Annotated in this window: 27 protein-coding genes; 13 read left to right on the top strand and 14 right to left on the bottom strand. The window is 36.3% G+C overall.

The features are described from left to right. Positions 1-4: 4 nt before the first annotated feature. The gene (locus EXIGUO8A_RS01730; protein ID WP_159301710.1) at positions 5-730 is read left to right on the top strand and encodes a head GIN domain-containing protein; all 726 of its coding nucleotides are present in this window, start codon (positions 5-7) and stop codon (positions 728-730) included. Between the two features lie 46 nt (positions 731-776). On the opposite strand, the gene EXIGUO8A_RS01735 is transcribed toward EXIGUO8A_RS01730, so the two are convergent. The 4 genes from EXIGUO8A_RS01735 to glgB all read right to left on the bottom strand — a co-directional run bounded on the left by EXIGUO8A_RS01735 (position 777) and on the right by glgB (position 7393). Then, complete coding sequence (locus EXIGUO8A_RS01735) at positions 777-2108, bottom strand: MFS transporter (RefSeq protein ID WP_159301711.1); 1332 nt, start codon at positions 2106-2108, stop codon at positions 777-779. A gap of 59 nt (positions 2109-2167) precedes the next feature. Next, complete coding sequence (locus EXIGUO8A_RS01740; protein ID WP_116769825.1) at positions 2168-2977, bottom strand: M48 family metallopeptidase; 810 nt, start codon at positions 2975-2977, stop codon at positions 2168-2170. A gap of 37 nt (positions 2978-3014) precedes the next feature. Continuing rightward, complete coding sequence (locus EXIGUO8A_RS01745) at positions 3015-5417, bottom strand: glycoside hydrolase family 31 protein (RefSeq protein ID WP_159301712.1); 2403 nt, start codon at positions 5415-5417, stop codon at positions 3015-3017. 80 nt (positions 5418-5497) lie between these two features. Continuing rightward, on the bottom strand, positions 5498-7393 hold the full coding sequence (gene glgB, locus EXIGUO8A_RS01750; protein ID WP_159301713.1) for a 1,4-alpha-glucan branching protein GlgB: 1896 nt from the start codon (positions 7391-7393) through the stop codon (positions 5498-5500). 172 nt (positions 7394-7565) lie between these two features. On the opposite strand from glgB, the gene EXIGUO8A_RS01755 reads away from it, so the two are divergent. From EXIGUO8A_RS01755 to EXIGUO8A_RS01770, 4 genes are all read left to right on the top strand, one after another. Beyond that, on the top strand, positions 7566-8129 hold the full coding sequence (locus EXIGUO8A_RS01755) for a collagen-like triple helix repeat-containing protein (RefSeq protein WP_116769828.1): 564 nt from the start codon (positions 7566-7568) through the stop codon (positions 8127-8129). Positions 8130-8283: 154 nt separating this feature from the next. Further along, positions 8284-8781 carry a peptide-methionine (R)-S-oxide reductase MsrB gene (msrB, locus tag EXIGUO8A_RS01760; protein ID WP_159301714.1) on the top strand — a complete coding sequence of 166 codons (498 nt, stop codon included), beginning with the start codon at positions 8284-8286 and terminating at the stop codon, positions 8779-8781. Positions 8782-8981: 200 nt separating this feature from the next. Beyond that, a complete protein-coding gene (lpdA, locus tag EXIGUO8A_RS01765) occupies positions 8982-10373 on the top strand; it encodes a dihydrolipoyl dehydrogenase (RefSeq protein ID WP_116769830.1) in 1392 nt (463 codons plus the stop codon). A 22-nt stretch (positions 10374-10395) separates the two neighbouring features. Next, entirely contained in the window at positions 10396-10683 is a 288-nt protein-coding gene (locus EXIGUO8A_RS01770; protein WP_159301715.1) for a DUF3817 domain-containing protein, read from the top strand. Between the two features lie 2 nt (positions 10684-10685). Here the strand turns inward: EXIGUO8A_RS01770 and EXIGUO8A_RS01775 are convergent, their stop codons facing one another. The 4 genes from EXIGUO8A_RS01775 to EXIGUO8A_RS01790 form a co-directional block, all read right to left on the bottom strand. Then, positions 10686-11867 carry a PQQ-dependent sugar dehydrogenase gene (locus EXIGUO8A_RS01775; RefSeq protein ID WP_159301716.1) on the bottom strand — a complete coding sequence of 394 codons (1182 nt, stop codon included), beginning with the start codon at positions 11865-11867 and terminating at the stop codon, positions 10686-10688. A 64-nt stretch (positions 11868-11931) separates the two neighbouring features. Beyond that, positions 11932-12348, bottom strand: a complete 417-nt coding sequence (gene aroQ, locus EXIGUO8A_RS01780) for a type II 3-dehydroquinate dehydratase (protein ID WP_159301717.1) — start codon at positions 12346-12348, stop codon at positions 11932-11934. A 78-nt stretch (positions 12349-12426) separates the two neighbouring features. Beyond that, entirely contained in the window at positions 12427-12945 is a 519-nt protein-coding gene (locus EXIGUO8A_RS01785) for an outer membrane beta-barrel protein (RefSeq protein ID WP_116769834.1), read from the bottom strand. A gap of 195 nt (positions 12946-13140) precedes the next feature. Continuing rightward, positions 13141-13602 (bottom strand): hypothetical protein, encoded by a 462-nt coding sequence (locus EXIGUO8A_RS01790; protein ID WP_116769835.1) that lies wholly within the window; start codon positions 13600-13602, stop codon positions 13141-13143. 193 nt (positions 13603-13795) lie between these two features. Here EXIGUO8A_RS01790 and xerD point away from each other — a divergent pair, with 193 nt between their 5' ends. After that, positions 13796-14698 carry a site-specific tyrosine recombinase XerD gene (gene xerD, locus EXIGUO8A_RS01795; protein WP_159301718.1) on the top strand — a complete coding sequence of 301 codons (903 nt, stop codon included), beginning with the start codon at positions 13796-13798 and terminating at the stop codon, positions 14696-14698. On the opposite strand, the gene EXIGUO8A_RS01800 is transcribed toward xerD, so the two are convergent. Together EXIGUO8A_RS01800 and EXIGUO8A_RS01805 are read right to left on the bottom strand one after the other, a co-directional pair. Continuing rightward, positions 14695-15210 (bottom strand): hypothetical protein, encoded by a 516-nt coding sequence (locus tag EXIGUO8A_RS01800; protein ID WP_159301719.1) that lies wholly within the window; start codon positions 15208-15210, stop codon positions 14695-14697. The genes xerD and EXIGUO8A_RS01800 overlap by 4 nt on opposite strands. 139 nt (positions 15211-15349) lie before the next feature. Beyond that, a complete protein-coding gene (locus tag EXIGUO8A_RS01805; RefSeq protein ID WP_159301720.1) occupies positions 15350-16642 on the bottom strand; it encodes an NAD(P)/FAD-dependent oxidoreductase in 1293 nt (430 codons plus the stop codon). A gap of 150 nt (positions 16643-16792) precedes the next feature. On the opposite strand from EXIGUO8A_RS01805, the gene EXIGUO8A_RS01810 reads away from it, so the two are divergent. The 3 genes from EXIGUO8A_RS01810 (at position 16793) to EXIGUO8A_RS01820 (ending at position 19444) form a co-directional block, all read left to right on the top strand. Beyond that, positions 16793-18169, top strand: a complete 1377-nt coding sequence (locus EXIGUO8A_RS01810; protein ID WP_407658226.1) for an amidohydrolase — start codon at positions 16793-16795, stop codon at positions 18167-18169. A 125-nt stretch (positions 18170-18294) separates the two neighbouring features. Continuing rightward, positions 18295-18789, top strand: a complete 495-nt coding sequence (locus EXIGUO8A_RS01815; protein WP_058105740.1) for an RNA polymerase sigma factor — start codon at positions 18295-18297, stop codon at positions 18787-18789. A 4-nt stretch (positions 18790-18793) separates the two neighbouring features. Further along, the gene (locus EXIGUO8A_RS01820; protein ID WP_116769839.1) at positions 18794-19444 is read left to right on the top strand and encodes a hypothetical protein; all 651 of its coding nucleotides are present in this window, start codon (positions 18794-18796) and stop codon (positions 19442-19444) included. Here EXIGUO8A_RS01820 and EXIGUO8A_RS01825 read toward each other — a convergent pair. Both EXIGUO8A_RS01825 and EXIGUO8A_RS01830 read right to left on the bottom strand, forming a co-directional pair. Further along, positions 19441-20247 carry a lysophospholipid acyltransferase family protein gene (locus EXIGUO8A_RS01825; RefSeq protein WP_116769840.1) on the bottom strand — a complete coding sequence of 269 codons (807 nt, stop codon included), beginning with the start codon at positions 20245-20247 and terminating at the stop codon, positions 19441-19443. The two genes, EXIGUO8A_RS01820 and EXIGUO8A_RS01825, sit on opposite strands and share 4 nt — an antisense overlap. 26 nt (positions 20248-20273) lie before the next feature. After that, positions 20274-20915 (bottom strand): NUDIX hydrolase, encoded by a 642-nt coding sequence (locus EXIGUO8A_RS01830; protein WP_116769841.1) that lies wholly within the window; start codon positions 20913-20915, stop codon positions 20274-20276. On the opposite strand from EXIGUO8A_RS01830, the gene EXIGUO8A_RS01835 reads away from it, so the two are divergent. Further along, on the top strand, positions 20914-21633 hold the full coding sequence (locus EXIGUO8A_RS01835) for a peptidylprolyl isomerase (protein ID WP_159301722.1): 720 nt from the start codon (positions 20914-20916) through the stop codon (positions 21631-21633). The genes EXIGUO8A_RS01830 and EXIGUO8A_RS01835 overlap by 2 nt on opposite strands. An 18-nt stretch (positions 21634-21651) precedes the next feature. Here EXIGUO8A_RS01835 and EXIGUO8A_RS01840 read toward each other — a convergent pair whose 3' ends face one another. Then, positions 21652-22263 carry a trimeric intracellular cation channel family protein gene (locus tag EXIGUO8A_RS01840; RefSeq protein WP_159301723.1) on the bottom strand — a complete coding sequence of 204 codons (612 nt, stop codon included), beginning with the start codon at positions 22261-22263 and terminating at the stop codon, positions 21652-21654. Between the two features lie 3 nt (positions 22264-22266). Further along, positions 22267-22992: an RDD family protein gene (locus EXIGUO8A_RS01845; protein WP_116769844.1), complete on the bottom strand. Its 726-nt coding sequence runs from the start codon at positions 22990-22992 to the stop codon at positions 22267-22269. Between the two features lie 33 nt (positions 22993-23025). Between EXIGUO8A_RS01845 and EXIGUO8A_RS01850 the strand changes: the two genes are divergently transcribed. The 3 genes from EXIGUO8A_RS01850 to EXIGUO8A_RS01860 are packed head-to-tail and all read left to right on the top strand — an operon-like array spanning position 23026 to position 25637. After that, positions 23026-24012, top strand: a complete 987-nt coding sequence (locus EXIGUO8A_RS01850) for a stage II sporulation protein M (protein ID WP_159301724.1) — start codon at positions 23026-23028, stop codon at positions 24010-24012. Next, the gene (locus EXIGUO8A_RS01855) at positions 23975-24913 is read left to right on the top strand and encodes a hypothetical protein (RefSeq protein WP_116769846.1); all 939 of its coding nucleotides are present in this window, start codon (positions 23975-23977) and stop codon (positions 24911-24913) included. The genes EXIGUO8A_RS01850 and EXIGUO8A_RS01855 overlap by 38 nt, the downstream gene beginning before the upstream one ends. A gap of 1 nt (position 24914) precedes the next feature. Beyond that, a complete protein-coding gene (locus EXIGUO8A_RS01860; protein WP_159301725.1) occupies positions 24915-25637 on the top strand; it encodes a hypothetical protein in 723 nt (240 codons plus the stop codon).

Raw genomic sequence — 25637 nt, forward strand, 5'->3', positions numbered from 1 at the left:
AATCATGAAAAAATTAAGTGTACTATTATTCGCAGGGTTCATCTCCCTATCTTGTTCAGCGCAGTGGGGAAAGACCATTAAAGGAAATGGTAACAATGTTACTATTGAAAGAAATACAGGTGATTATGACGGAGTAGCTGTTTCGGGCTGGTTTGATGTTGACCTGGTTGCTGGCAGCGAAGGAGAGATCACCTTAAAAGGCGAAGAAAATCTTCTAGAATATATCATCACCGAGGTAAAAGATGGAAAACTAGTAATTAAGACAGAAAAAGGCGTAAACCTAAAATCAAGCAACTGGAAATCTGGAATTCATATTACCGTACCAGTAGAATCTATTAGTTCTGTTGCAATGTCCGGATCAGGAGATATCGTAGGCAAAACAAAAATTAAATCAGATAAATTCAGCACTGCCATGTCTGGATCAGGAGATATTACTTTAGATATTGATACCAGATCCATTTCAGCAACAATGTCCGGTTCTGGTGATATTTCACTAAGCGGAAGCACTACAGATTTTGAAGCCACCATTTCGGGCAGTGGAGATATTGAAGCCTATGATCTAGAAGCAGATAATGTAAATGCTACTATTTCTGGATCTGCAGATATACAGGTTACTGCCAATAAATCTTTAAAGGCAAGGGTTTCTGGTTCCGGCGATATTTCCTATAGAGGTAATCCTGAAAAAGTAAATACAAAAACCTCTGGTTCCGGCGACATTTCAAAAGGATAAAAACATAAGATCAAAATAGCGAACAATCAATTCAAACAAGCCTCTTTTAAAGGGGCTTTTTTGATTCTCGTACGCGCACAAGTAAAATCATCCCTATTAGAAAAAAAACACCCAAAAAGATTATCGAACTCCTCATACTTCCTGTTTTTTGAGCAATTGCCCCGTATAAAAAGGTTCCGATAATAATTCCTATTTTTTCAGCTACATCATAAAAACTAAAGAACGATGTGGTATCTGTAGTATTCGGCAAAAACTTAGAATACGTAGACCTAGACAATGCTTGTATACCGCCCATAACCAAGCCTACACAGCCTGCCGCAATATAAAAATCGATTGGTGTAATTACAAAATATGCATAAATACAGATTGCTACCCAAAGAGCGTTTACAACGATCAAAGTTTTAATGTTCCCAAATTTTTCTGATGCACTCGCCGTAACCGTAGCACCTAATATTGCTACCAATTGAATAACCAAAATACTAATGATCAACCCTGTTGTTCTTTCTGAATCGGTACCCCAAGCTATTTCTTCCTCTCCAAAATATGTGGCTATCAACATTACGGTCTGTACCGCCATGCTATATACAAAAAATGCACCTAAATATCTTTTCAGTTTTACTTGCTCGCCCAACTGATGCCATACCAGTTTTAATTCCCTAAAACCATTTAAAACAATATTGGTACGCTCCCCTTCTTTTTTATAACCCTGAGGCAAATAATAGAAACTGTATTGTGCAAAAACGATCCACCAAATACCTACGGTTACAAATGAATATTTCATCGCTTTTATTTCTGCCGCACCAGCTTCATCTGTGGTTATCCCAAAAAAATCGGGCTTCATTACCATCGCCAAATTAAACACCAAAAGAACAACACTACCTATATACCCAAGAGTAAATCCTTTTGCGCTAATAGCATCTTGCTGTTTTGGAAATGCAACATCTGGCAAGTATGAGTTATTAATGGCAAAACTTACCCAAAAACCCACGAGGCCAAAAAAGTAACACACCAAGCCTATGTATATATTCTCTAGAGAAAACCAGTACAGCCCTATACAAGAAAAACCACCTAAATAGCAGAAGAATTTCATGAACACCTTTTTATTACCTAGGTAATCTGCAACTCCTGAAATTAAAGGTGTTATTATGGCGATAAATACAAAAGCCAATGAAGTAGTGTAACTAATTAATGGAGCCCTTGCAATTTCCCCTCCAAAGATGGTCACTTTTTCAATACCTGCAATTCTAAAGAGGGCTCCGTAAAATATAGGAAAAATGGCAGATGAGATAACCAAGCTATAAACGGAATTTGCCCAGTCGTAAAAGGCCCAAGCATTCAACAATTTTCTACTCCCTTTTAAAACTAGTGTCTTTCCCATATATAAAAATAAAAGCCGTTCATTTCTGAACGGCTTCAATATACAATATTCTTAAATCTTTATTTAAAACTGGTTACCCCAAATTTTGCGGCTTCGGCTGCTGCATCTGGCGCCCATGCCGTAAGATTATTAATTCTCGTGTCATTAGATGGGTGCGTACTCATAAACTCCGGTGGCGACTCACCACCACTATTTGCCTTCATTCTTTTCCATAATTCTGCAGCTTCATAAGGATCATAACCCGCTATAGCCATAATCTGCAAACCTATTCTATCTGCTTCTGTCTCATGACTTCTACTAAATGGAAGCATACCCAAATATTGCGTACCAACACCGTAAGCTTGGTTGAAAATACCTAAAGTCTGTTCGTTTTTAATAGCAACATTACCGGCTACAGCACCCAATTGTTGTAGTGTACCAGCACTCATACGCTGAGCTCCGTGATCAGCTAAAGCGTGTGCCACCTCATGACCCATTACTACGGCAACACCCGTTTCTGTTTGGGTAATTGGCAATATACCGGTATAAAAAACAATTTTACCACCTGGCATACACCAAGCATTTACAGTTTCATCTTTTACCAAATTATACTCCCAAGCATAATCTTGCAAGTACCCAGGGTGACCATTTGCGGTCAACCAACGCTCAGCTGCAGAAGATATTCTTTGTCCTACCCTTGTTATCATTTGGGCATCTTCCGTACCGGTAACTACGTTATTCTCCGTTAAAAATTGATCGTACTGGGCAAAGGCAGATGGAAACACCTGACTATTAGGATAAAAGTTCAAAGTTTTTTGCCCCGTAAAGGGGTTAACCTTGCATGCAGATACGCCTAAAAAGACGAATATTATTAATACTAGTTTTTTCATTTTTATTCATTTTAGTTAATGGTTGAATATTACAAAGTTATTCTTTTCCTGATAAATGCAATAAGGTAAAGTTTTTGTCTATTAGCAAATCATTACTTTCATTACTGCTAACAGTGTGTAGCGGTATTTCTTCATTATCTATCTTAACACTATCAATCTCAAACGGAAGACCGTGAAAATTTAGCCTCATTTTTTCATACTCAGTATTAAAAGTACCGTCTTTGAACAACTGAATGACCAAGGAATTATCTTTACCGATCAGCTTATAATTACTTAACGAATATCTTCCCTTTTTATAATCATAACCATTATTGGCATCTTCATAAACCTCTGAAGTTTCAGTTCCTTCCTTATAATAAACCTCTAACACAAGTTCTTCAATTTTCTTCTCGCCTACATATTGCTGTACAGGATATTTTGGTATAATGGAGCCTGCCTTTACAAAAATTGGAATCATATCCAATGCTGCCGCAACCCATTTTTCTTTACCACCCTCCACATACTCATTAGTCCAAAAATCGTACCATTCACCTCTAGGCACATACATTCTACGTCCTTGTGCATTAGGCTCTTGTATTGGGCAGACTAATATTTTATCGCCAAAAATAAACTCGTCGGTTCTAAAATGGGTTTGATTATCCTCTTGATCAAAAAAGACCAAAGACTGTACCATTGGTATGTTCTCTTTGGTATACTTGTAGAACATTGTATATAGATAAGGTAATAATTGATAACGCAGTTCTACAAATTTTCGAACGATATCCGTAATTTCAGAACCGAACGACCAAGGTTCTTGATCTCCATGATCACCACTAGAATGTACTCTACAAAAGGGATGAAAAATACCCAACTGTACCCATCTCGCAAATAATTCGCCATCGGGCTGTTCGGCAAATCCACCTATATCTGAGCCTACAAAAGAATAACCGCTTAAGCACATACGCTGCACTTGTACATTGGCGATCCATAAATGCTCCCATGTGGCAACGTTATCTCCCGTCCATGTTGAAGAATATCTCTGCGTACCTGAAAACGCAGCTCTTGTAATTACAAATGGTCTTTTGGGGTAAACATACTTTTTAACTCCTTCATAAGTTGCCCTTACCATTTGCATTCCATACACATTGTGGGCCTTTCTGTGGGTACATGGGTGACCATCATAATTATGTCTAGTATCTAAAGGAGCTGTTTTTGATGGTACCTCCATAACGGCAGGTTCGTTCATATCGTTCCAAACTGCGTGCACTCCTAAGTCTGACATGAATTCTTTATATAATTCCGCCCACCATTCGCGTACTTTGGGATTTGTAAAATCCGGAAAATTACATTCTCCCGGCCATACCTTACCGTGCATTAATGGACCATCTCCTCTTTTACAGAAATAACCGTTCTCAAGCGCTTCATTGTATATCCAATAGTCTCGATCAACCTTAATACCCGGATCGATCATTACCACGGTCTTGAAACCGTCTTCCTCAAGCTCTTGAATCATTCGTTTTGGATCGGGAAAATGATTTTTATCCCAGGTAAAACATCTAAACCCATCCATGTAATCTATATCCAAATAAATAGCATCACAAGGAATTTGCAATTTTCTAAATTCGCTGGCAATTTCCTTTACGTTACTTTCTGGATAATAACTCCATTTAGATTGATGAAAGCCTAATGCCCACATAGGTGGCAATTCTGGCGTACCGGTAAGGCTAGAATATGAACTTACAACCTTGGGCATATCTGGACCAAAAATGAAATAATAATTCATTTCGCCGCCCTCTGCCCAAAAACTGGTAATATTTCTACGTTCTTGAGAGAAATCGAAACCTGTTTTAAAACTATTGTCAAAATATATACCGTAGGCTATACCTTTATTTAACCCAACATAAAAGGGAATGGCCTTATACAAGGGATCCTGCTCTTTTGCATAGGCAAATTGATCTGTTACCCAATTTTCTACTCTCTTGCCTTTTAAATTGCTATGCATGGCCTTATCGCCCATACCGTAAAAACTTTCGCCGGATTGAGTGATCTTACTCATCTTTACCGTATTACCACCATACTCATAGTTTTCCTCCCAGTGAAACCCTAATTCATCTTCATTGATAATAGTACCGTCTAAATCTGAAATTTGGGTACGAAGCGTTTTCTTATCGACCAATACATTTAACCGTGCCGTTGAAATAATATATTCCGTATCATTCTCTACAACTTCTAATTTACTGTAGCCCATAGTTGCTTCTGGGTCTATGGCATAAGAAAAGTCTGGTTCAAAATTATAATTGGTAGCATACCTAAAACGTATGATACTACCTCTTAGAATTGTTATTTGTAATACTACGCCGTTATCTGTTGTGAAGTAGAACTTATCAGTATCCTGTGCAAATTCAACGATGTGGTTTGGATATAAATTGCCTTTATATTCAAGCTCTGTATTTGTTATCATGAATTCTAAATTATTAGCTAAACAGTCGGTAAATCAGAAATTCTTACAATTGGATTTAAATAAACGACAACTTACTATGTTTATTTCAAAATGACGATTCCTAAAGGTGGTATCGTTATTACGATAGACTTTTTATGACCGTGCGCTGGTTTGGTAGAAGAAGCTATCTTCTCATTTAAATTACCACCGCCACCATACTTGGTATGATCACTGTTTAAAATTTCTTTTAATTTCCCCTTTTTAGGATTTCCTATTCTATAATTTTCACGTGGCACAGGGGTAAAATTACATGCAATTACCAAATCGTTCTCTTCATCATGCCCCTTACGCACATAGGTTAACACAGAGTTTTCATGATCACCGTAATCTATCCATTGAAAACCTTCTGGACTAAATTGCTTTTCGTACAACCCTGGTGAGTTCTTATATAAATGATTTAAATCCTTCACAAAATCTTGTACACCTTTATGAACATCGTACTGCAATAAATGCCAATCTAAACTTTGCTGAAAATTCCATTCTGAGGTCTGGCCAAATTCACCTCCCATAAACATTAAGTTTGTACCTGGGTGGGTAAACATATAACCAAATAACAATCTTAAATTAGCGAATTTCTGCCACTCATCTCCCGGCATTCTATAGACCAAAGACTGCTTACCATAAACTACCTCATCATGAGAAAAAGGAAGCATAAAATTTTCGGTAAAAGCATAGGTCATACTAAAAGTAAGATCATTTTGATGGTGCTTTCTATAAATAGGCTCCTTTTTAAAAAACTGCAAGGTATCATGCATCCAGCCCATCATCCATTTCATACCAAAACCTAAACCACCATGTGCAACGGGTTTTGACACTCCCGTAAATGCCGTAGATTCTTCAGCTATAGTCTGCACACCTTCAAAAGTGTTATAAACAGCTTCATTTAACTCACGAATAAAAGACATCGCCTCTAAATTCTCGTTGTTGCCATAAATGTTTGGCTCCCATTCGCCTTCTTCTCTCGAATAATCTAAATATAACATAGAAGCAACAGCATCTACGCGTAGACCATCCACATGAAATTGATCCAACCAAAACAAGGCATTACTTATCAAAAAAGCCCTAACCTCATTTCTACCATAGTTAAAGATCAAGCTTTTCCAATCGGTATGATATCCTTTTCTTCTGTCTGGATGTTCATATAAGTGAGAACCATCAAAAAAACCTAGACCATGTGCATCTTCGGGAAAATGTGATGGCACCCAATCTAAAATTACACCAATATCATTTTGATGAAAGGTATCTATCAACATTTTAAATTCTTCTGGTGAGCCAAATCTAGATGTTGGCGCAAAATAACCTGTTAGCTGATAGCCCCAAGATGGGTCATAAGGGTATTCCATAACCGGCATGAACTCCACATGGGTAAACCCCATTTCCTTTACATATTCCACCAGGTCTTTTGCAAATTCCTTATAGGTCAAAAATTTATTATCGGCACTTTTTTTCCAAGATCCTAAATGAACTTCATATACGGAATAGGGTTTATCCAAACCGTTTTTATCCTTTCTGTAGCCCATCCAAGCATCATCTTTCCAAACATGTTCAGCTGTCCAAATAATAGAAGCCGTATTTGGTGGGTGCTCACAAAATCTAGCAAAAGGGTCTGCTTTTTCTGTCCAAATATCATTGTTGCTAGACTGTATTTTGTATTTGTAAATTTCGCCTTTTCCAATATTGGGAATAAAACCTTCCCAAATTCCGCTAGAATCCCAACGCACGTTTAATCGATGCTCTTCTGCATTCCACATATTAAAATTACCAACGACCGACACTGCTTTTGCCGAAGGTGCCCAAACAGCAAAATAAGTTCCTTTTACACCGTCAACTTCTACAATATGTGAACCAAGCTTATCATACAATCGATAATGCTTCCCTCCCTTAAAAAGATTGATATCAAAATCTGTAAATAATGAGTGAACTTGTACGTTTGGCATATAGCGTGTTTATTTGGGTAAAGCTAATCATCTTTTAAAGACGGTCGACTTCATTTCTTTTTTGTTGAAAATATAGCAGTTAATATCCGATTTAAATATTTAAATACCAAAAATGGAACGCTTTTTGAAATAACAATTCAAAATAAAAACTCACACCAAAAATTATAACATTATGAAAAAATTAAATTTATTTCTAGGAGCACTTGCAACTCTTTTTTTTATCTCTTGTGAAGGACCACAAGGACCTCAAGGATTTGACGGTTTCGATGGGGCGGATGGTGCAGACGGAGAAGATGGAATTAATATATTAGGACAAGTAGTTGATATACAAGGAACTTTCAACTTAGATAACGATTACTCTATCTTTTATGAATTTCCTCAGACTATAGAAGTTTTTGAGACCGATGTGGTACTAGTATATATGCTCTGGGAAGAAACCGAAGATAGCAATGGTGAACCTGTGGATATTTGGAGATTGATGCCTCAAACCAGAATTTTAGACCAAGGGCTACTTCAATATAATTATGATTATACATTTTTTGACGTAAGTATATTTTTAGAGTCAGATTTTGACCTATCTACCTTACAGCCTGGAGATACAGATGACCAAGTATTTAGAATTGCCGTATTACCAGCTGAATCTACCACTGGCAAATTAGATACTTCTAACATTAATTCCGTAATGGCACATTTAGGCGTAAGCGAAGAAAATATTGAGAAAGTCACAATAGAATAACACCCTTAAGAATTGACCTATTTAAGCAAAAGCCTTTGATTTTAAAATCAGAGGCTTTTTTTGTACTTTATTAAAACCTTAACCCAAAAAGTCTCGTAAATAGCATACTTTGAAAGGAATACTTAAAATCATCGACAGAACTAAAAAAAATAATATGAAACTAAATTTTGCATTAGCACTTTTTATACTATTTGTAAGCTGCAAGGGTAATTCTCAAAAGAAAGAGATGAGCACTACCGAGATAAGTAAAGAAAAAAAAGAATTTCCCGTTCAAAAAAGTAACAGCGAATGGAAAAAAGAATTGACCGATGCCGAATATTACGTGCTTCGTGAAGCGGCCACAGAAAACCCTTTTACCAGCGACCTTTTAAAGAATAAAGAAGAAGGAACGTATGTTTGTGCCGCTTGCGCAACCCCGTTATTTAAAAGTTATACAAAGTTTGATTCAGGTACGGGATGGCCAAGTTTTTACGAAGAGATCAAAGGCAATGTTGCTTATGATGTAGATTACAAAATTGGATACAAAAGAACAGAAGAACATTGTGCTACTTGTGGCGGCCATTTAGGTCATGTTTTTGAGGACGGACCAGATCCTACAGGTTTACGTCATTGTATAAATGGTGTTGCTTTAGATTTTGTACCTGCCGGATAACTATTACCAAGTAACGTTTCACAAATACAAGAGGTCTTTTAGACCTCTTTTTTGTTTCTAAAACCCTTATACTAAATACTAAAGCAACTTTAGTAAAATATCACAATTTCGGATTAAAGGTCATATTTTAAAAACCTACAAATAATTTGATAAAGGTTTTGTATTTTTGCACCTCAATTAAAACTACAAAAAATCAAAATATGAGCACTTTCGATATTATCGTTTTAGGTAGTGGTCCTGGTGGATATGTTACCGCTATTAGGGCTGCACAATTAGGTTTTAAGACTGCCATTATAGAAAAAGAAAGTCTAGGGGGCGTTTGCTTAAATTGGGGTTGTATACCTACTAAAGCCTTATTGAAATCTGCACAGGTATTCCAATACTTGCAACATGCAGAAGATTACGGTTTAAAAGTGAAAGGTGCTGATAAGGATTTTGATGCTGTGGTAAAAAGAAGCCGTGGTGTTGCCGACGGAATGAGCAAAGGTGTTCAATTCTTAATGAAGAAGAACAAAATTGAAGTTATAAAAGGTTACGGTACTCTAAAGGCCGGAAAGAAAGTTTCCGTAAAAGCTGAAGATGGCTCTACAACTGAATACAGCGCCAGCAATATTATCATTGCAACAGGTGCTAGAAGTCGTGAGTTACCTAGTTTACCACAAGATGGCAAGAAAATTATCGGGTATAGAGAGGCCATGACCTTGGACAAACAACCAAAGAAAATGATTGTGGTTGGTAGTGGTGCTATCGGTATTGAGTTTGCTTATTTCTACAACTCAATGGGAACCGAGGTTACCGTTGTTGAATACCTACCAAATATTGTACCTGTTGAAGATGAAGACGTTTCTAAACAATTGGAGAGAAGTTTCAAAAAAGCAGGTGTTAAAGTAATGACCTCTGCAGAGGTTACTTCGGTTGATACTTCTGGAGATGGCGTTAAGGCTACCGTTAAAACGGCTAAAGGAGAAAAAGTTCTTGAAGCCGATATCGTTCTTTCTGCCGTAGGTATTAAAACTAATATAGAAAATATAGGATTGGAAGATGTTGGTATCGCAACTGACCGTGATAAAATTTTGGTAAATGATTATTACCAAACCAATATACCTGGATACTATGCCATTGGTGATGTTACACCAGGACCTGCACTTGCACACGTTGCATCTGCAGAAGGTATTTTGTGTGTTGAAAAATTAGCGGATATGCATGTTGAGCCATTGGATTATGGAAATATACCTGGTTGTACATATTGCTCTCCTGAGGTTGCCTCTGTTGGTTTGACCGAAAAGCAAGCGAAAGAACAAGGTTTTGACATTAAAGTCGGTAAATTTCCTTTCTCAGCAAGTGGTAAGGCAAAAGCATCGGGTGCATCTGACGGATTCGTAAAGGTAATATTTGATGCCAAGTACGGTGAGTGGTTAGGTTGCCATATGATCGGTGCAGGTGTAACAGATATGATCGCTGAAGCCGTTCTTGGTCGTAAATTGGAAACTACAGGTCATGAAGTATTAAAAGCAATACACCCACACCCAACCATGAGTGAAGCTGTTATGGAAGCAGTAGCAGCAGCTTATGATGAGGTTATTCATTTATAATTTAGACTAAATAATATATAGCATGTTAAAATTATTTCGAGCAACGGCAATTTTAGAAGGAATCTCCTATTTGGCGTTGTTCGGGGTAACCATGCCATTAAAATATTGGGCAGAAATACCGGAACCCAATAAATACGTTGGCTACGCACACGGAGTACTTTTTATCGCATTTATAGCACTTACGCTTATAGTTGGCTTTACCCACAAATGGTCGTTTAAAAAAGTTTTTATTTTCGGTATAGCCTCACTTCTACCCTTTGCAACATTCTACGTTGAAGAAAAATATTTAAGATCCGAAGATAACGCTTAAGTTTATTCTTCTATTTCAGTTGTTAGCTGATAAATATTACCATCAAAAGAACATATATACAACTCATTATCAGCATCGATACCAAATGATGAAATGGCTAAATCGGTATCTATAATCAATGTATTGTTTCCGCTTTCATCTAAAGCCCAGATTCTGCCTGAAACAAAATCTCCATACACATACAAGCCTTGTAACGACGGTAAGTTGTTTCCCCTATACACATAACCGCCGGTAACAGACCTATCATTTTCTTCATGCCCATATTCATAAAGTGGTGCAATTGTATTCGTGATATCACAATCTTCTTCAAGGTAGCATGATGTACCTTCAAGAATATTCCAACCGTAGTTCCCTCCTTTTTCGATAAGATTAATTTCTTCTTTCTCTCCTTGACCTACGTCTCCAGCCCAAATAGTATTGGTAGATGTATCAAAACTAAATCTCCATGGGTTTCTTAATCCGTAGGCATAAATTTCTCCTCTGGCATTATCAACGTCTACAAACGGATTATCTGTAGGAATAGCATAGTTCAATCCGGCATCGGTCGTATTTACATCTATTCGTAGTATTTTACCCAAAAGATTTTCTAAATTCTGTGCATTACCGTCGGGGTCACCAGAGCCACCTCCATCACCAGATGCTATGTATAAATAACCATCCGGACCAAAAGCCAACTGTCCACCATTATGATTGGTTGCAGGCTGCGGAATTTCCAATAAAACAGTTTCACTAGATGTATCGACCATATTAACATCGGTTTCAGAAACTTTAAAGCGAGACACCACTGCCAATTGTTCACTTGGCGTATAGGTGACATATAAAAAACCGTTGGTGTTATAATCAGGATGAAAGGCCAAACCCAACAACCCTAATTCACTTGCTGTTGCAGTTTTATTTGAAATATCCAAAAAAATTGTTACCTCTTCGACATCAGCATCATTATTGAATACTTTAATAACACCATCTTTTTCAACTACAAAAAGTCTGTTGCTAGTATCACTTGGAGACTGTAGATCTAAAGGGTTGGAAAAACCTAAATTCGGAAAAGCATTGGTAACCGTCACTACACCCACAGAATCGATAGGTGCATTTGGGTTTGGAGTCAGTGCTAAATCATCTTCATCGCTACAAGAAATATATAGTAACGAAGCAATACCCAATACTAAAAATGCAATTCTTTTCATAACAACGTGTTTTGTTGTTATTTACGAAAATGGGTAAAAACTAGATGTTAAAAATTTTATTGAGTTAAAATAAAAAACTTTCAATGGCCAAGTCATAACTTTTTAAACCGAAGCCTAAAATTACACCACTAGCTGCAGGAGATATATAAGAAACATGCCTAAACTCCTCCCTTTTATGGGTATTAGAAATATGAACCTCTATTACGGGAGTTTCTACTGCTTTTACCGCATCGCCAATACCTACCGAAGTGTGGGTGTATGCTGCAGCATTGAGCACAATACCATCATAACTAAAACCGGTTTCCTGAATTTTAGAAATAAGCTCACCTTCTATGTTAGATTGAAAATACTCCAATTCAACATCTTTAAACTTGAACTGTAGTTTTGAAAAGTAGTCTTCAAAGGTTTGAGAACCGTATACCTCTGGTTCTCTCTTACCCAAAAGATTTAAGTTAGGACCGTTAATTATGATAATCTTCATATATCAAAAATAACGAATGTTACTTAACAATTAATAAGAAATTACATAAGTGTATAAATGCTTAATTCAATAGCGCGATTAACGACGCGTTCTATATTTAGGTTCAAAATTAAAAACGATGCCCAAGGTAAAAGTAGACCAAGTAGTTTCATCGATATCTATACCTGTGTAAGACACATTTACCTCAACACTAGAACTCATTAAATAGGCAAGTGTAGGTCTATAATATAATCCACCTTCGTTACCATCATTAATACCAACGGCATAACCAACATTACCGCCAAAAGAAAAATAATTTGATGTCCAAAAACGAACACCTGCCGATAAGGGCATAAATTGTACAGCTTGTTGTTCTTCCCTTACAATCGTAGTTTGAAATGTTTCGGCAAAACCGTGAATATAACCTACCGCAGGACCTATATCTACAACTTCACCTAACGGATACATATATGAGAAATCTGCACCGAGCACAACACTTACCGCTTCATTATAATCATCTATTGGCAAGCCTGCCTGTATACCGAATTTGAACCCTTCTTGAGCAAAAATTCCGATTGAAAAAAATGACACTATTAAAAATGTAACTAATTTGTTCATAGGTTGGTTGGTTTATTCATCCCAAAAATAAAGGTAAGACCAAGCTAAAAGGCATCTTTGTTGTGAATACCCGTAAAATAGTTGTACATGGTACTTTTAGAAAGGTTTCATAAATCTCAAATAAACAGAAACCATCTACTAACGCAAAAAAAAGGGAAGCACAGCTTCCCTTTTAATATTCAAACATTAAAGTTTTTACTCAATTACATACCTAACACCGATACCAAAAGCACCTACTTCATTTCCAAGAATATCACCAAGACCTATGAACGGTCTCCAATCAAAAGAAAACGCCAATGGTACATCATTAATTTTGTAATCTAAACCAACTACGGGTCTTAAGGCTATTTCAGTACTAAAATCCCTAATGAATAAAATTGACGGGCCCCCACCGGCAAACCACTGCAAACCATCTGCGCCAGAAAAAGCACCATGATACTCATAAAGCGCAGTTATTGTTGTCAACCCCGTTTCAAACATAACTTCTGCCTGACCTGCATGCTCTTCCGCAAAGAAGTACTTAGCACTTGGACCAACCAAGGTTGCCCCCGAAAATAAATCTAGGCCCAAACCAGCTGCAAATGTGTAATCTGATTGCGCATTAGAAATGTTTGAACCTAAAAATACCGCTGCTACTAAAAATAATAGTTTTTTCATTTTGTTGTTTTTAATGTACTTGATTTAATAAAAGATTGATTGTTTTAATTGGTCATTTGACTATTCGCCCATGTTTAAGTTTAACACTGTAAAAGTAGAAATTTAACAAATAAATTCATCTACCAAAAAACCAGTATTTCTACCATTTATACAATATTCACGACAGAATTAATGTATTCTTTATCTTTAAGCAATGAATTGGAAACATGCCCTGAAAGATTACACGACTTACCTTAAACTGGAACGTGGATTATCTAAAAATTCGATTTTAAGTTATACTAGGGATATTGAAAAACTTATGTCGTTTCTAGAGTCGAACGACATCAACACTTCCCCTATTAAAATAGATAAACTTACCGTTCAACAATTTATTTATGAGGTTGCCAAAGTGGTCAACCCCAGATCACAGGCACGAATCATATCTGGTTTAAAAAGTTTTTTTGGCTATTTAATTTTTGAGGACTACCGAAAAGACAATCCGTTAGATTTAATCGAATCGCCAAAAATAGGACGTAAACTACCCGATACCCTTTCTGAAACCGAAATAGACAATTTAATTAATGCCATTGACCTAAGCACACCTGAAGGAGAAAGAAACAGAGCGATGCTAGAGACATTATATGGCTGCGGCCTAAGAGTTTCTGAACTTATAGGCTTAAAAATATCTGACCTATTTTTTGAGGAAGATTTTATTAAAGTTACCGGTAAGGGAGATAAACAAAGATTTGTACCCATAAGCGAGGTAAACAAAAAATACATTGATATCTATAGAAACGAAATTAGGGTTCATTTAAATATTCAAGAAGGTTTTCAAGACATCCTTTTTCTTAACCGACGTGGCAAACAACTTACCAGAGCAATGATATTTACTATTGTAAAGAATTTAGCGGTCGCCATCGGTTTACAAAAAAATATTAGTCCGCATACCTTTAGACATTCCTTTGCTACACATTTACTTGAAAACGGTGCCGATCTTAGAGCTATACAGCAAATGCTGGGTCACGAGAGTATCACTACTACAGAAATTTATATGCATGTAGACCGTTCGCACTTATCAGAGGTTATGAATACGTATCACCCTAGAACAAATCATTAAAATTTCCACTTACTACCAATAGTATATACCGAAGGCATAGTTACCTGAGTTTCGCCAAAAGCACCAACATTTGACTTGTTTAGCTGAACATTACTCTTCAACTCTATCATTAAATTTTCACTTACATCATAACCAACACCAGCTATAAAACCAAGACGATAAGGTGTTTGTCCAACTCCCGTCTTTTCTGTGGCAACCTCCGTCTCTAAACCACTAAGAAGATACAATTTTTCATTTATGTACACTTTTGCCAATACACTAGACCTGAATCTTTCACTTAATATATACGTATCATAAAAACCCTGTAACTCTAGCTTTAACGAGTTTGTAACACCATACTGCATCATAAAAGATTTATGAATATCACCCGTAGCACCAATTGGATAGGCGTGATCTGTAATCAAAAGTCCTTTCTGAGACGAAGGCAAAACCGAAACCGGCGGCTCTTCTATTGTCTGCCCTCTAGAAGTAATAACGAAAAAGAATAAAAAACAACTTATCAGAACTTTCATAGGTCAAATATCAATAATTGCAATAAATTCCTACAAAAGATATTCTAATAATAAGAATCACCGAAATACTTAGCAAAAATTTAACTGCCAAGTATTTAGAACGCATTAATTAATTATAAATACATAAACTGAAGTATCCCTAATCTTTAAACTGACTGTAATCTCTATTATACGGGCGAATAATCAATCGTGCCTCACGATCAAACCTGATATAATTATAAACCCAATTAATAAAAACGACCATTCTATTTCTAAAACCTATAAGGAAAAACAAGTGTACGAACATCCAAACAAACCAGGCAAACACACCTTGAAACCTAAATTTCTTTATATCGCAAACTGCTTTATTACGACCTATAGTGGCCATGCTGCCTTTATCATTATACACAAAAGGTTTCAATGGCTTATTATCAATTAGCCTAACTAAATTTTCGCCCAATAATTTCCCCTGTTGAATAGCTGGTTGCGCTACCATAGGATGCCCACGAGGATTATCTTCGGTTGCCATGCAAGCTATATCGCCAATAGCAAATATCTCTGGATGCCCAATAACTTGATTGAACTCGTTGACATTAACCCTGTTACCACCAGCAATAACACCTTCACCATCCAATCCTTTAATACCTGCACCTTTTACACCTGCAGCCCAAACTACTGCGGCAGAATCGAATTTTAAATCGGTCAGAGTACTTACCGTTTTTCCATTATACCCGGTTACACGAACGCCTTTCCAAACCTGAACTCCCAGCTTCTCTAAAAAGTCTTCTGCTTTTTTTGATGCCTGCGGACTAAAACCAGGCAATAAACAATCGCCACCCTGTACCAAATTAATTTGGGCTCTCCTCGTATCTAAATCTGGGTAGTCTTTTGGTAAAATACCTTTCTTAATTTCAGCCAAGGCACCTGCAAGCTCCACACCTGTTGGTCCGCCACCTACAATTACAAAATTCATTAAAGCATCTCGCTCATGATAAACATCGGTAAGCAACGCTTGTTCAAAATTTTCTAAGATTAGACTACGAAGATTCAATGATTGCGGTATCGATTTCATTGCTACGGCATGCTTCTCGATCTCTGCATTACCAAAGAAGTTAGTTTCTGATCCCGTTGCTACCACAAGATAATCGTAAGTAATATCACCAATAGATGTATTCAACTTTTTACTTGCAGCATCTATATGCTCTACTTCCGCCAGGCGAAAATAAAAATTATCATACCCGATTAACACTTTACGCAATGGGTAGGCAATAGAATCAGGCTCTAAACCGCCTGTAGACACCTGATATAAAAGAGGTTGAAAGGTATGGTAATTGTTCTTATCTATAAGTACAACTTGCACTTCTTGTTTACTTAGTTTTTTAGCTAGAGAAACTCCGCCAAAACCACCACCTATAATTACAATTCTAGGATAGCTCGAGAGTGGTATGTTCATAGTGTTTTACTTAATCACAAAATTAAACAAATGGATTTCTACTTTAAAATAATAATGTGTTTTTAGTATCTTTAAACTCTAACTCAAACAAACACCAATATGCGTAAAACCCTTATTTTACTGGCAGTACTAGGTACTTCAGTTTTAACGATGAATGCTCAAAAGAGCGAAAAAGATATTCTTAAAAAATTAGAGCAAAAAAGTGACGAATATGGAAATATAGCTCAAAATATTTGGGAATTCGCAGAAATGGGATACCAAGAAGAAAAGAGCTCATCACTGTTACAACAAACTTTAAAAGATGCCGGGTTTACAATTAAAACCGGAGTTGCAGGTATACCAACTGCTTTTGTAGCGGAATACGGCAGCGGCAGCCCCGTAATTGCCATTTTGGGCGAGTATGATGCTTTACCGGGGTTATCTCAAAAAGCGGTCGCCGAGAAAGAATCGGCCGGAGCAGCTGCTGGTCATGCATGTGGGCATCACTTATTTGGTACTGCCTCTACAGCGGCAGCAATTTCAACAAAAGAATGGTTAGAGGCCAACAAGTCAAAAGGTACCATTCGATTTTATGGCACACCGGCGGAAGAAGGTGGATCAGGCAAAGTGTATATGGTTCGCGAGGGTCTGTTCAATGATGTTGATATAGCGATCCACTGGCACCCTGGGTCTCAAAATGCGGCCAGCGCGGGTGCTGCCTTGGCCAACAAATCGGCAAAATTTAGATTCCACGGCATTTCTGCCCATGCAGCAGGTTCTCCCGAGAAAGGACGTTCAGCTTTAGACGGAGTAGAAGCTATGAATCTAATGATCAATATGATGCGCGAGCACATACCGCAAGAGGCAAGAATTCACTACGTAATTACTGCCGGTGGAAAAGCACCCAACGTAGTTCCCGATTTTGCAGAGGTATACTACTATGCACGTCATAACCGACGTGATGTTGTTATCGATATTTTTGACAGAATGGTAAAAGCGGCAGAAGGTGCAGCTTTGGGTACAGGCACTACCATGGATTATGAGATGATCGGTGGCACCCATGAATTGTTACCCAACCTAACATTACAAAAATTAATGCACGATAACCTTTCTGAAGTTGGCGGTATTGAATATACCGATGAAGAAAAAGCATTTGCAGACAAAATTGCGGTTACTTTAGGTCAAGAAAAAGCCGACTTGGCAACTGCAAAAGATATTCAGCCTTATAAAACTGAAGCTAGAGCTTACGGTTCTACGGATGTTGGCGATGTTAGCTTTACGGTACCTACAGTAGGTTTTGGTACAGCAACGTGGGTTCCTGGCACACCCGCCCATAGCTGGCAAGCGGTTGCCGCAGGTGGAACTTCCATTGGCAGAAAAGGGATGATGGTCGCTGCAAAAACCCTAACGAAAACCGCAATAGACCTATTCAAGGATAAAAAACTTGTTGAAACAGCAAAAGAAGAGTTCATTGAAAAGAGAGGTGCTAATTTTGAATATATTCCGCTTTTAGGCGATAGAGCTCCTGCTCTTGATTATAGAAAATAATTTTTTATTTCATAGATTTAAAAGTGCCATGGTATAACATGGCACTTTTTTTTATGTCTTTATAAGATATATTGTAACAAATAGAACTTTTTGTAGACTAACATCGTAAGAACAGCCAACCAAGAGTGAATAAAGAACTTGAACACAAATTTGTGACCGAGCTACAGGACAATCAAAACATTGTCCATAAAGTGTGTACCCTGTATACAAATGACCGCGATTCTCACAACGACTTGTTTCAAGAAATTACTATTCAATTATGGAAAGCATACCCTAAGTTTAGAGGCGATGCAAAATTTAGTACTTGGATGTATCGTGTAGCATTGAACACTGCTATTACGTTATACAGAAAACAAAAAAGAAGAATTGATACGGCCGACTATGAGTCTGTAATTTTTAAAATTAAGGCCGACGAATATGACGAAACCGAAGAATTGCAATTAAAACTGATGTACAAAGCAGTAAAGCAATTAAATGATGTTGACAAGGCTTTGGTATTTTTATACCTAGAAGATAAAAATTATACCGAAATTTCTGAAACATTGGGTATTTCAGAAGTAAATGCACGGGTTAAAATGAACCGTATCAAAACAAAATTAAGAACCATTTTGAATCCATAGACGTATGACGGATGAACTGGAATTATTAAAGAAAGACTGGCAGAAGAAGGAATTTGATGTTCCTAAACTAAGCTATGACGAGATACATAAAATGATTTGGAAGAAATCTTCCTCTATTGTTAGGTGGATTCTTATTATCAGCATATTGGAATTTACCGTTCCGCACCTACTATATCTTTTACCATCAATGCGTGAGGGAATGGAAATTTATGACAATATAGGGGTCTCTAAATATTTGGTGATACTTTCTGGCTTCACCTATTTAATAGCCTTCTATTTTATTTTTCAGTTTTATAAAAGATTTAAGGAAATTTCCGTTTTGGATAATTCTAAAAACTTGATGAAGAAAATAATTAAGACCAGAAAAACGGTTAAGTATTACGTTATTTTTTCATTATCCATGATAATGGTCACCATAATTATAATGGTAATAGGTGTCTATCTAAATGATAACATTGTTAACGCTTTCCCAGAGTTAAAAGATAGCCTTGCCAACATTTCCCCTGAAAAGTTGAAAATTACCATTATGATGTCCATAGGTATTTTTGGAGTTATTTTAACCTTGATAATGGGCGGAATATATTTTCTGCTTTACGGACTCTTACTTAGAAAACTAAAACAGAATTACAGTGAACTACGTAATCTAACTATTTAAGAAGGCTTCCATTTACGTTGTTTGTTCTCTTCTTCAATATCTAACAAATCTTTCTTAGAGATAACTTTTAAGAACGATGGGTGCTGTTCAATAGCATATTCCAGCTTTTCTATAATAGATTCTGTAGATTCATTTTCATAATCTATATCCAATGGTTCTTTGATAACCATTGATTGTAATATGCCTTTCTTTTTAACGCGAAGTCCCTTTTTATCAAAAGAACGTCTAAATCCGTCAATAACAACAGGTACTACCACCGGTTTATATTTCTTAATGATATGGGCGGTACCTTTACGTAGTGGTTTCCAAGGCGTGGTAGTTCCCTGGGGAAAAGTAATAACCCATCCGTCGTTGAGAGCTTTACCAATACTAGAGATATCGCTCATTTTAACTTGTCTCTTGACATCTTTACCTTCCGATCGCCAAGTACGCTCCACGCTCACCGATCCTGCATAGGCCATAATCTTGGTCAAAAGACTTTTTCTCATGGTCTCGGCAGCGGCTACATAATACATATTCAACTTTGGCTGCCATATATACCCCAAGTTTTTAATAGAATCTTCACGACCACTTAAACTTGCATTAAAAACATGAAACATTGCTACTACATCTGCAAAGTATGTTTGATGGTTACTAACGAACAATACGTTTTTATCGGGTAAACTTCTAATTACATCAGACCCCTCAATTTCTAACGTATTGAAGCGCTTATATCGTTGATGCGATAGCACGGCCAAAATACGAATCAGCCATTTTTTAATGAATAAGTTATGCCCAAAAGGGTTTTTATCAAATAATCCCATAGAATGCTAAAATAAATAAATATGCCTTACAACACCTGCTTTAATAACTCTTTAATCTCATTCAACATCATCGCCGTAGCTCCCCATACAATGTAACCGTTTAATTCAAAGGCAGGTACTTCTATATCAACAGCGTAAGATGTTGTCATTTTTTTGGAAACGACCAATGCATCATCCAAGAAATCCGACACCGGCACTTCTAGAATCAATTCAACTTCAGAATCTTGTTTTACAAATGGCTTCGGGTTTCTATAAAGCCCTATAAATGGTTGCACTATAAAATTACTGGGTGGTATAAATATTTCTGATATTTCCTTGACTACAGTAATGTCTTTTGGTGCTACCCCAACCTCTTCATACGTTTCACGCAATGCCGTTGTTAAAAGTCCGTCATCGGTCAGTTCCGCTTTTCCGCCAGGAAAAGCAACTTGATTTGAATGTACGCCTTTATATGTCTTACGCAAAATCAACAGCAAGTTTGTACCCATGCCCTGTGTTGGATAGAACAATGCCATTACCCCTGCCTTTCTAGGATTTTTCTTTGCCACATTAATACGCTGTAACTCGTCTAAACGGCTTTCTGGTGCCATTTTATACTGCGAAGCTTCTCCCGGTAGCGGTAGATCCTTTATTTTTGATATTCGTTGTTCAAAAAATTTAAAATTCATGCGTTTACTAAAATTCTATACTTTTTTATTCTTAGCAATTTCTGCATTGGCAAGTTGCAAAGATACTTCTAAGAAAGTTGATAGTACAACTACAGAAAAAGAGTCGAAGCCAGACTCCACAAAAATTAAGGAAAAAAAAGTTGTTGAAAATGAAGAGGAGGAAAATTTTGAGCTTAGCGAAGACAATGCTATCGATTTCTTTTTCAATTACGAGAAAACATTGACCGCCAATAAGGTTAAAATTACAACTGGTTTAGGAAGTTTTACTGTGGAGCTTTATGAAAATGTACCTTATCATAGAGCAAATTTCATATACCTTACCGAGCAGGGCTATTTTGATAAAACCCAATTTCATAGAGTAGTTAAAAACTTTATTATTCAAGGAGGAAATTCGGATGATGCGAAAACCGCAAGAAAAAGATCAAAAATTGGTCGATATTTATTACCACCAGATACTAGAAAAGGCCATAAACATCATAGAGGCACCATTTCAATGCCCAGTAGTGAAATGGACAACCCCCATAAACTGGCATCGCCATATGAATTTTTCATTGTCGTTACAGACCCTGGATCTTACCATTTAGACGATAATTACACTCCTTTTGGTAGAGTTATTGAAGGTATGGATGTGGTTGACAAAATCAATAATGTACCCGTTGAAAAAGGAGATTGGCCAATGAGAAATGTTTACATTGAAAAAGCTGAAATAATAAAATAATTATTATCGGTCTAAATTCTAAGTTCTGCCTTTATAAATATTGGGGAGTGAAATTTTAAAACGTACCGCCAGAACACGCATAATTATTATGGTGATAATGGCCATAGAGTATGCTATGGTATCATTAATAGGAAATTGGATCAACACAAAATACACCAAACCACCTAGTATACATACGGTGGCATAGATTTCCTTTCTAAAAATTACCGGTATCTCATTACAGAGTATATCTCTAATTACACCACCAAAACAGGCAGTAATAGTACCTAGGGCAATACACATTACAGGTAATAATTCTGCTGCCAAACCTTTTTCGACACCTACCATGGTGTATAAGCCTATACCTATGGTATCGAATAAAAAAAGTGATTTTCTAACGTATTTAAGCTGCTTCACAAAAATTATCGCAAGCAAAACCGTAGCTACAATAACGAGTAAATGTACGGGTGCATTAAGCCAACCTACAGGTTTAATCCCTATCAACAAATCACGCAAAGTTCCCCCACCTACTGCGGTTACAAATGCAATGATCAGAACACCGAATACATCCAACCTTTTATCCATGGCTACCAATACCCCAGAAATGGCAAAGGCAATGGTACCTAAAATATCAATAATGTAATAAAACATTGGCTATATCTTTTGCGTAAAGTAATTATAGTCTTTTAAAACCGTATCTAAGTACGCAATATCGTACAATTCTGAGTTGGTCTGCAAGATACTTTCCACTTTATCCCTAAGCGCCTTTAAAGTTTTAAAGTCATTACTCTTTTTAGCAATACCAAAAGTTTCTTTAATGAGTCTTACATCTTTATCGGTCAGCAAAGTAACATTCATAAATTGAGGCACGTAGGCATCTTCTACATCTTCTAAAATAGTATGGGTAACCTTTGTTTTATTTTTGGTACTAATAACTACTGTGCCTGCCGCTGCATCACCCAGTCTTTGTTTTTTCTCGGAAAACAAAATGGTCAGTATACCTATCGACCCTAAAAAAATCCAAATATCCACCAATCTCAACATCCATCTTATTAAATAATTGCTCCAATGTACTGGTGAGCCATCAACCTTTACCACTCGCATTTTCATAAGCATTTTACCAACGGTTCTACCATTAAAAATGATATGCATTAAAAGCGTATAAAACATTGCCGGTAAAGAAATTAAGGCTACTAGACCTCTCTGTGTCCAACCATCTGTATAAATATATCCTATGGCATCGCCTACGAAATTCACCAAGATAAAATAGAGATACAATATAAATGCATCAATAAAAAATGCCACAATTCTTTCACCAATACTAACAATAGTATAATTAAGGTTAACATTTTGCGTTGTATTGATTTGAAGGTTATTCATTTAATCTTAAATTTAACAAGGTAAATATAGTTTATGCGCGAAGCTGCTTTTGTAAAGCAAAATAAGGAAAAATGGATAGCTTTTGAAAAAGCTATTAACCTAGGTGCTTCAACAGATCCAGATGAACTTGCCAATGGTTATATTCAATTGACCAATGATCTGGCATACGCGCAAACGTATTACGTAGAAAGTAAGACTTTATTGTATTTGAACGAACTTGCTTCTATTGCACACCAAAAAATCTACAAGAACAAAAAAGAAAGTAAAAATCGTATTCTAAGTTTTTGGATTACCGAATTCCCCTTATTTTTTAGACAGTACCATAAAACCTTGGGGGTTGCTTTTTTAATTTTCATTATAGCTTCTGCCATTGGTGCTTTATCCGCTATTAACGATGCTACCTTTGTAAGGCTAATTTTAGGCGATGCCTATGTAAACGAAACTCTAAACAATATTGCTAACGGAGACCCCGCAGCAATCTATAAGGGTGGCAGCGAAATAGGATCTTTTTTAGGTATTACCATAAATAATATTAGAGTTGCGTTTTTAGCTTTTGCCTTTGGGGTAATAACCAGTATTGGTACCGCATACATTTTGTTTACGAACGGAGTTATGCTTGGAGCATTTATTACATTTTTTTATACAAAAGGAGTCTTCTTTGAAGCCAATAAGCAAATTTGGTTACATGGTACCATAGAAATTTCTGTAATCATTATCGCTGGATGTGCAGGGTTGATTATGGGAAATAGTATTCTTTTTCCCAAAACATACGCTAGGCGATTATCTTTTATGAAGGGCGCAAAAGACGGACTAAAAGTTGTGGTCAGTACCATACCATTTTTTATCATTGCCGGATTTATTGAAGGCTTTATTACACGGTATACCAATATGCCCAATTGGTTGGCATTCCTAATAATTGGTGCATCATTATTCTTAATTATATTTTATTACATCGCATACCCCATATTACTTAATACCAAACATGAAAAACAATTACATACCGTTAAAGGTCAACCGTGAATTTGGAGGAATAATCTCTGTCTATTTCGATTTTTTTAAACAGAATATTAAAAATTTTACCAATGTTTTTATAAGCTACAATGGTATTTTCTTAATAGGACTTTTAATAACCAGCTACTTATTGGTATCGGGTTTTATAGGCATGATCGCACAAGAATCTGGACAAAGTCCGTTTGCCGAAAATATAGGCAATGAACAAGAATATTTTATTTACCTAGGTATAGGAGGATTTTTATTCTTTGTTATTTTTTTAGGCGTTGCCTTTTTGAATTATTCTCTTTCTACTAGCTATATGATCAAATATGTAGAAACCAAAGATTCTAACGTAGACAAAAAAGATGTTTGGCAGTACGCTAAAAGTCAATTTGGAAATGTTCTGCTATTTGTTCTATTACTGATACCTATTTACATGGTATATTTTATTATCGCAGTAATTTTAGCCATTATTCCGCTATTGGGCTTTTTTGCCCAATATATTGTTCAATTCTTTTTAACGGCATGGGTCGGTGTTTCTTTTTTTGATATGCTGGCAAATAAGAAAGGAGTTACCGAAGCGTTAGGAGAAGGTTGGAAACTGGTAACAGGTAGTTTTTGGAAATCTATTGGTGTAAACTTTATTTTAGGTTTACTGTTGGGTCTGTTATTAATGGTCGCTTTAATTATACCCGGTATTATAATAGGGGTGTATACTTTTCATGTTGTAGAGAACGATGTAGATTATACAAACTCTATTGTTTCAACAATTGTGTACACTTTAGGGTTATCGATTTTCTTGATTATTGCAGTTTACGGGCAATGCCTTTCTCAATTTATCAATGGCATTTTATATTATGCCTTACATGAAAAAACATATAATGAAAACACTAGGGCAAAAATTGAACAAATAGGACAAAACGATTAATTTGAGGCTAACATTTACTTATATTTTCTTTTTGTTGATGACCTTTGGTTCATTTGCTCAACTTAAAACGGATAGTATCGTTAAAACCGATACATCATCTGTTTTGGTATACAGAGACATTGAGGAAGACCTCACAAAGAAGTATACTGGCGATGAATTTAATTACACCTATAAAACGGGAGAATCGCAAAATTTATTAGCACGATTTTTAAACTGGGTAGGTGAAGGTTTGTTTGAGGTATTCGGTATCACATTGCCTCCAAATGTACTTCAACTTTTAGAGTATCTTATTTATATTTTACTTGGCATTTTAGCCATTTACCTCATCGTTAAATTTCTCATCAATGAAAATTTTAGCGCTCTTTTTCAAACTAAGGCAAAAACATTGAACGATATCAACCTAACCGAAGAACATATTGAAGGTGTTGATATAAGTAAATTATTAAACGATGCCGTTGCCAAAAAAGACTATAGACAAGCGGTGCGTTATCAGTTTTTGCTAACACTTCAAAAACTATCAAAAAAAGATATTATCGATTGGCACTTTGATAAGACCAATACCGACTATTTAAATGAGATTGAACAACCACAGTTAAAACTAGGTTTTAAAAAAATAGCATATCTATATGATTATATATGGTATGGAGAACAAGCTATAGATAGTAATAAGTATAATTTGTCGGTCTTAGATTTTGACGAGATCAACAAACTAATTCAATCGTAA

This window comes from Maribacter litoralis, from assembly GCF_902506355.1.
In the GTDB taxonomy this organism is placed as follows: domain Bacteria; phylum Bacteroidota; class Bacteroidia; order Flavobacteriales; family Flavobacteriaceae; genus Maribacter; species Maribacter litoralis.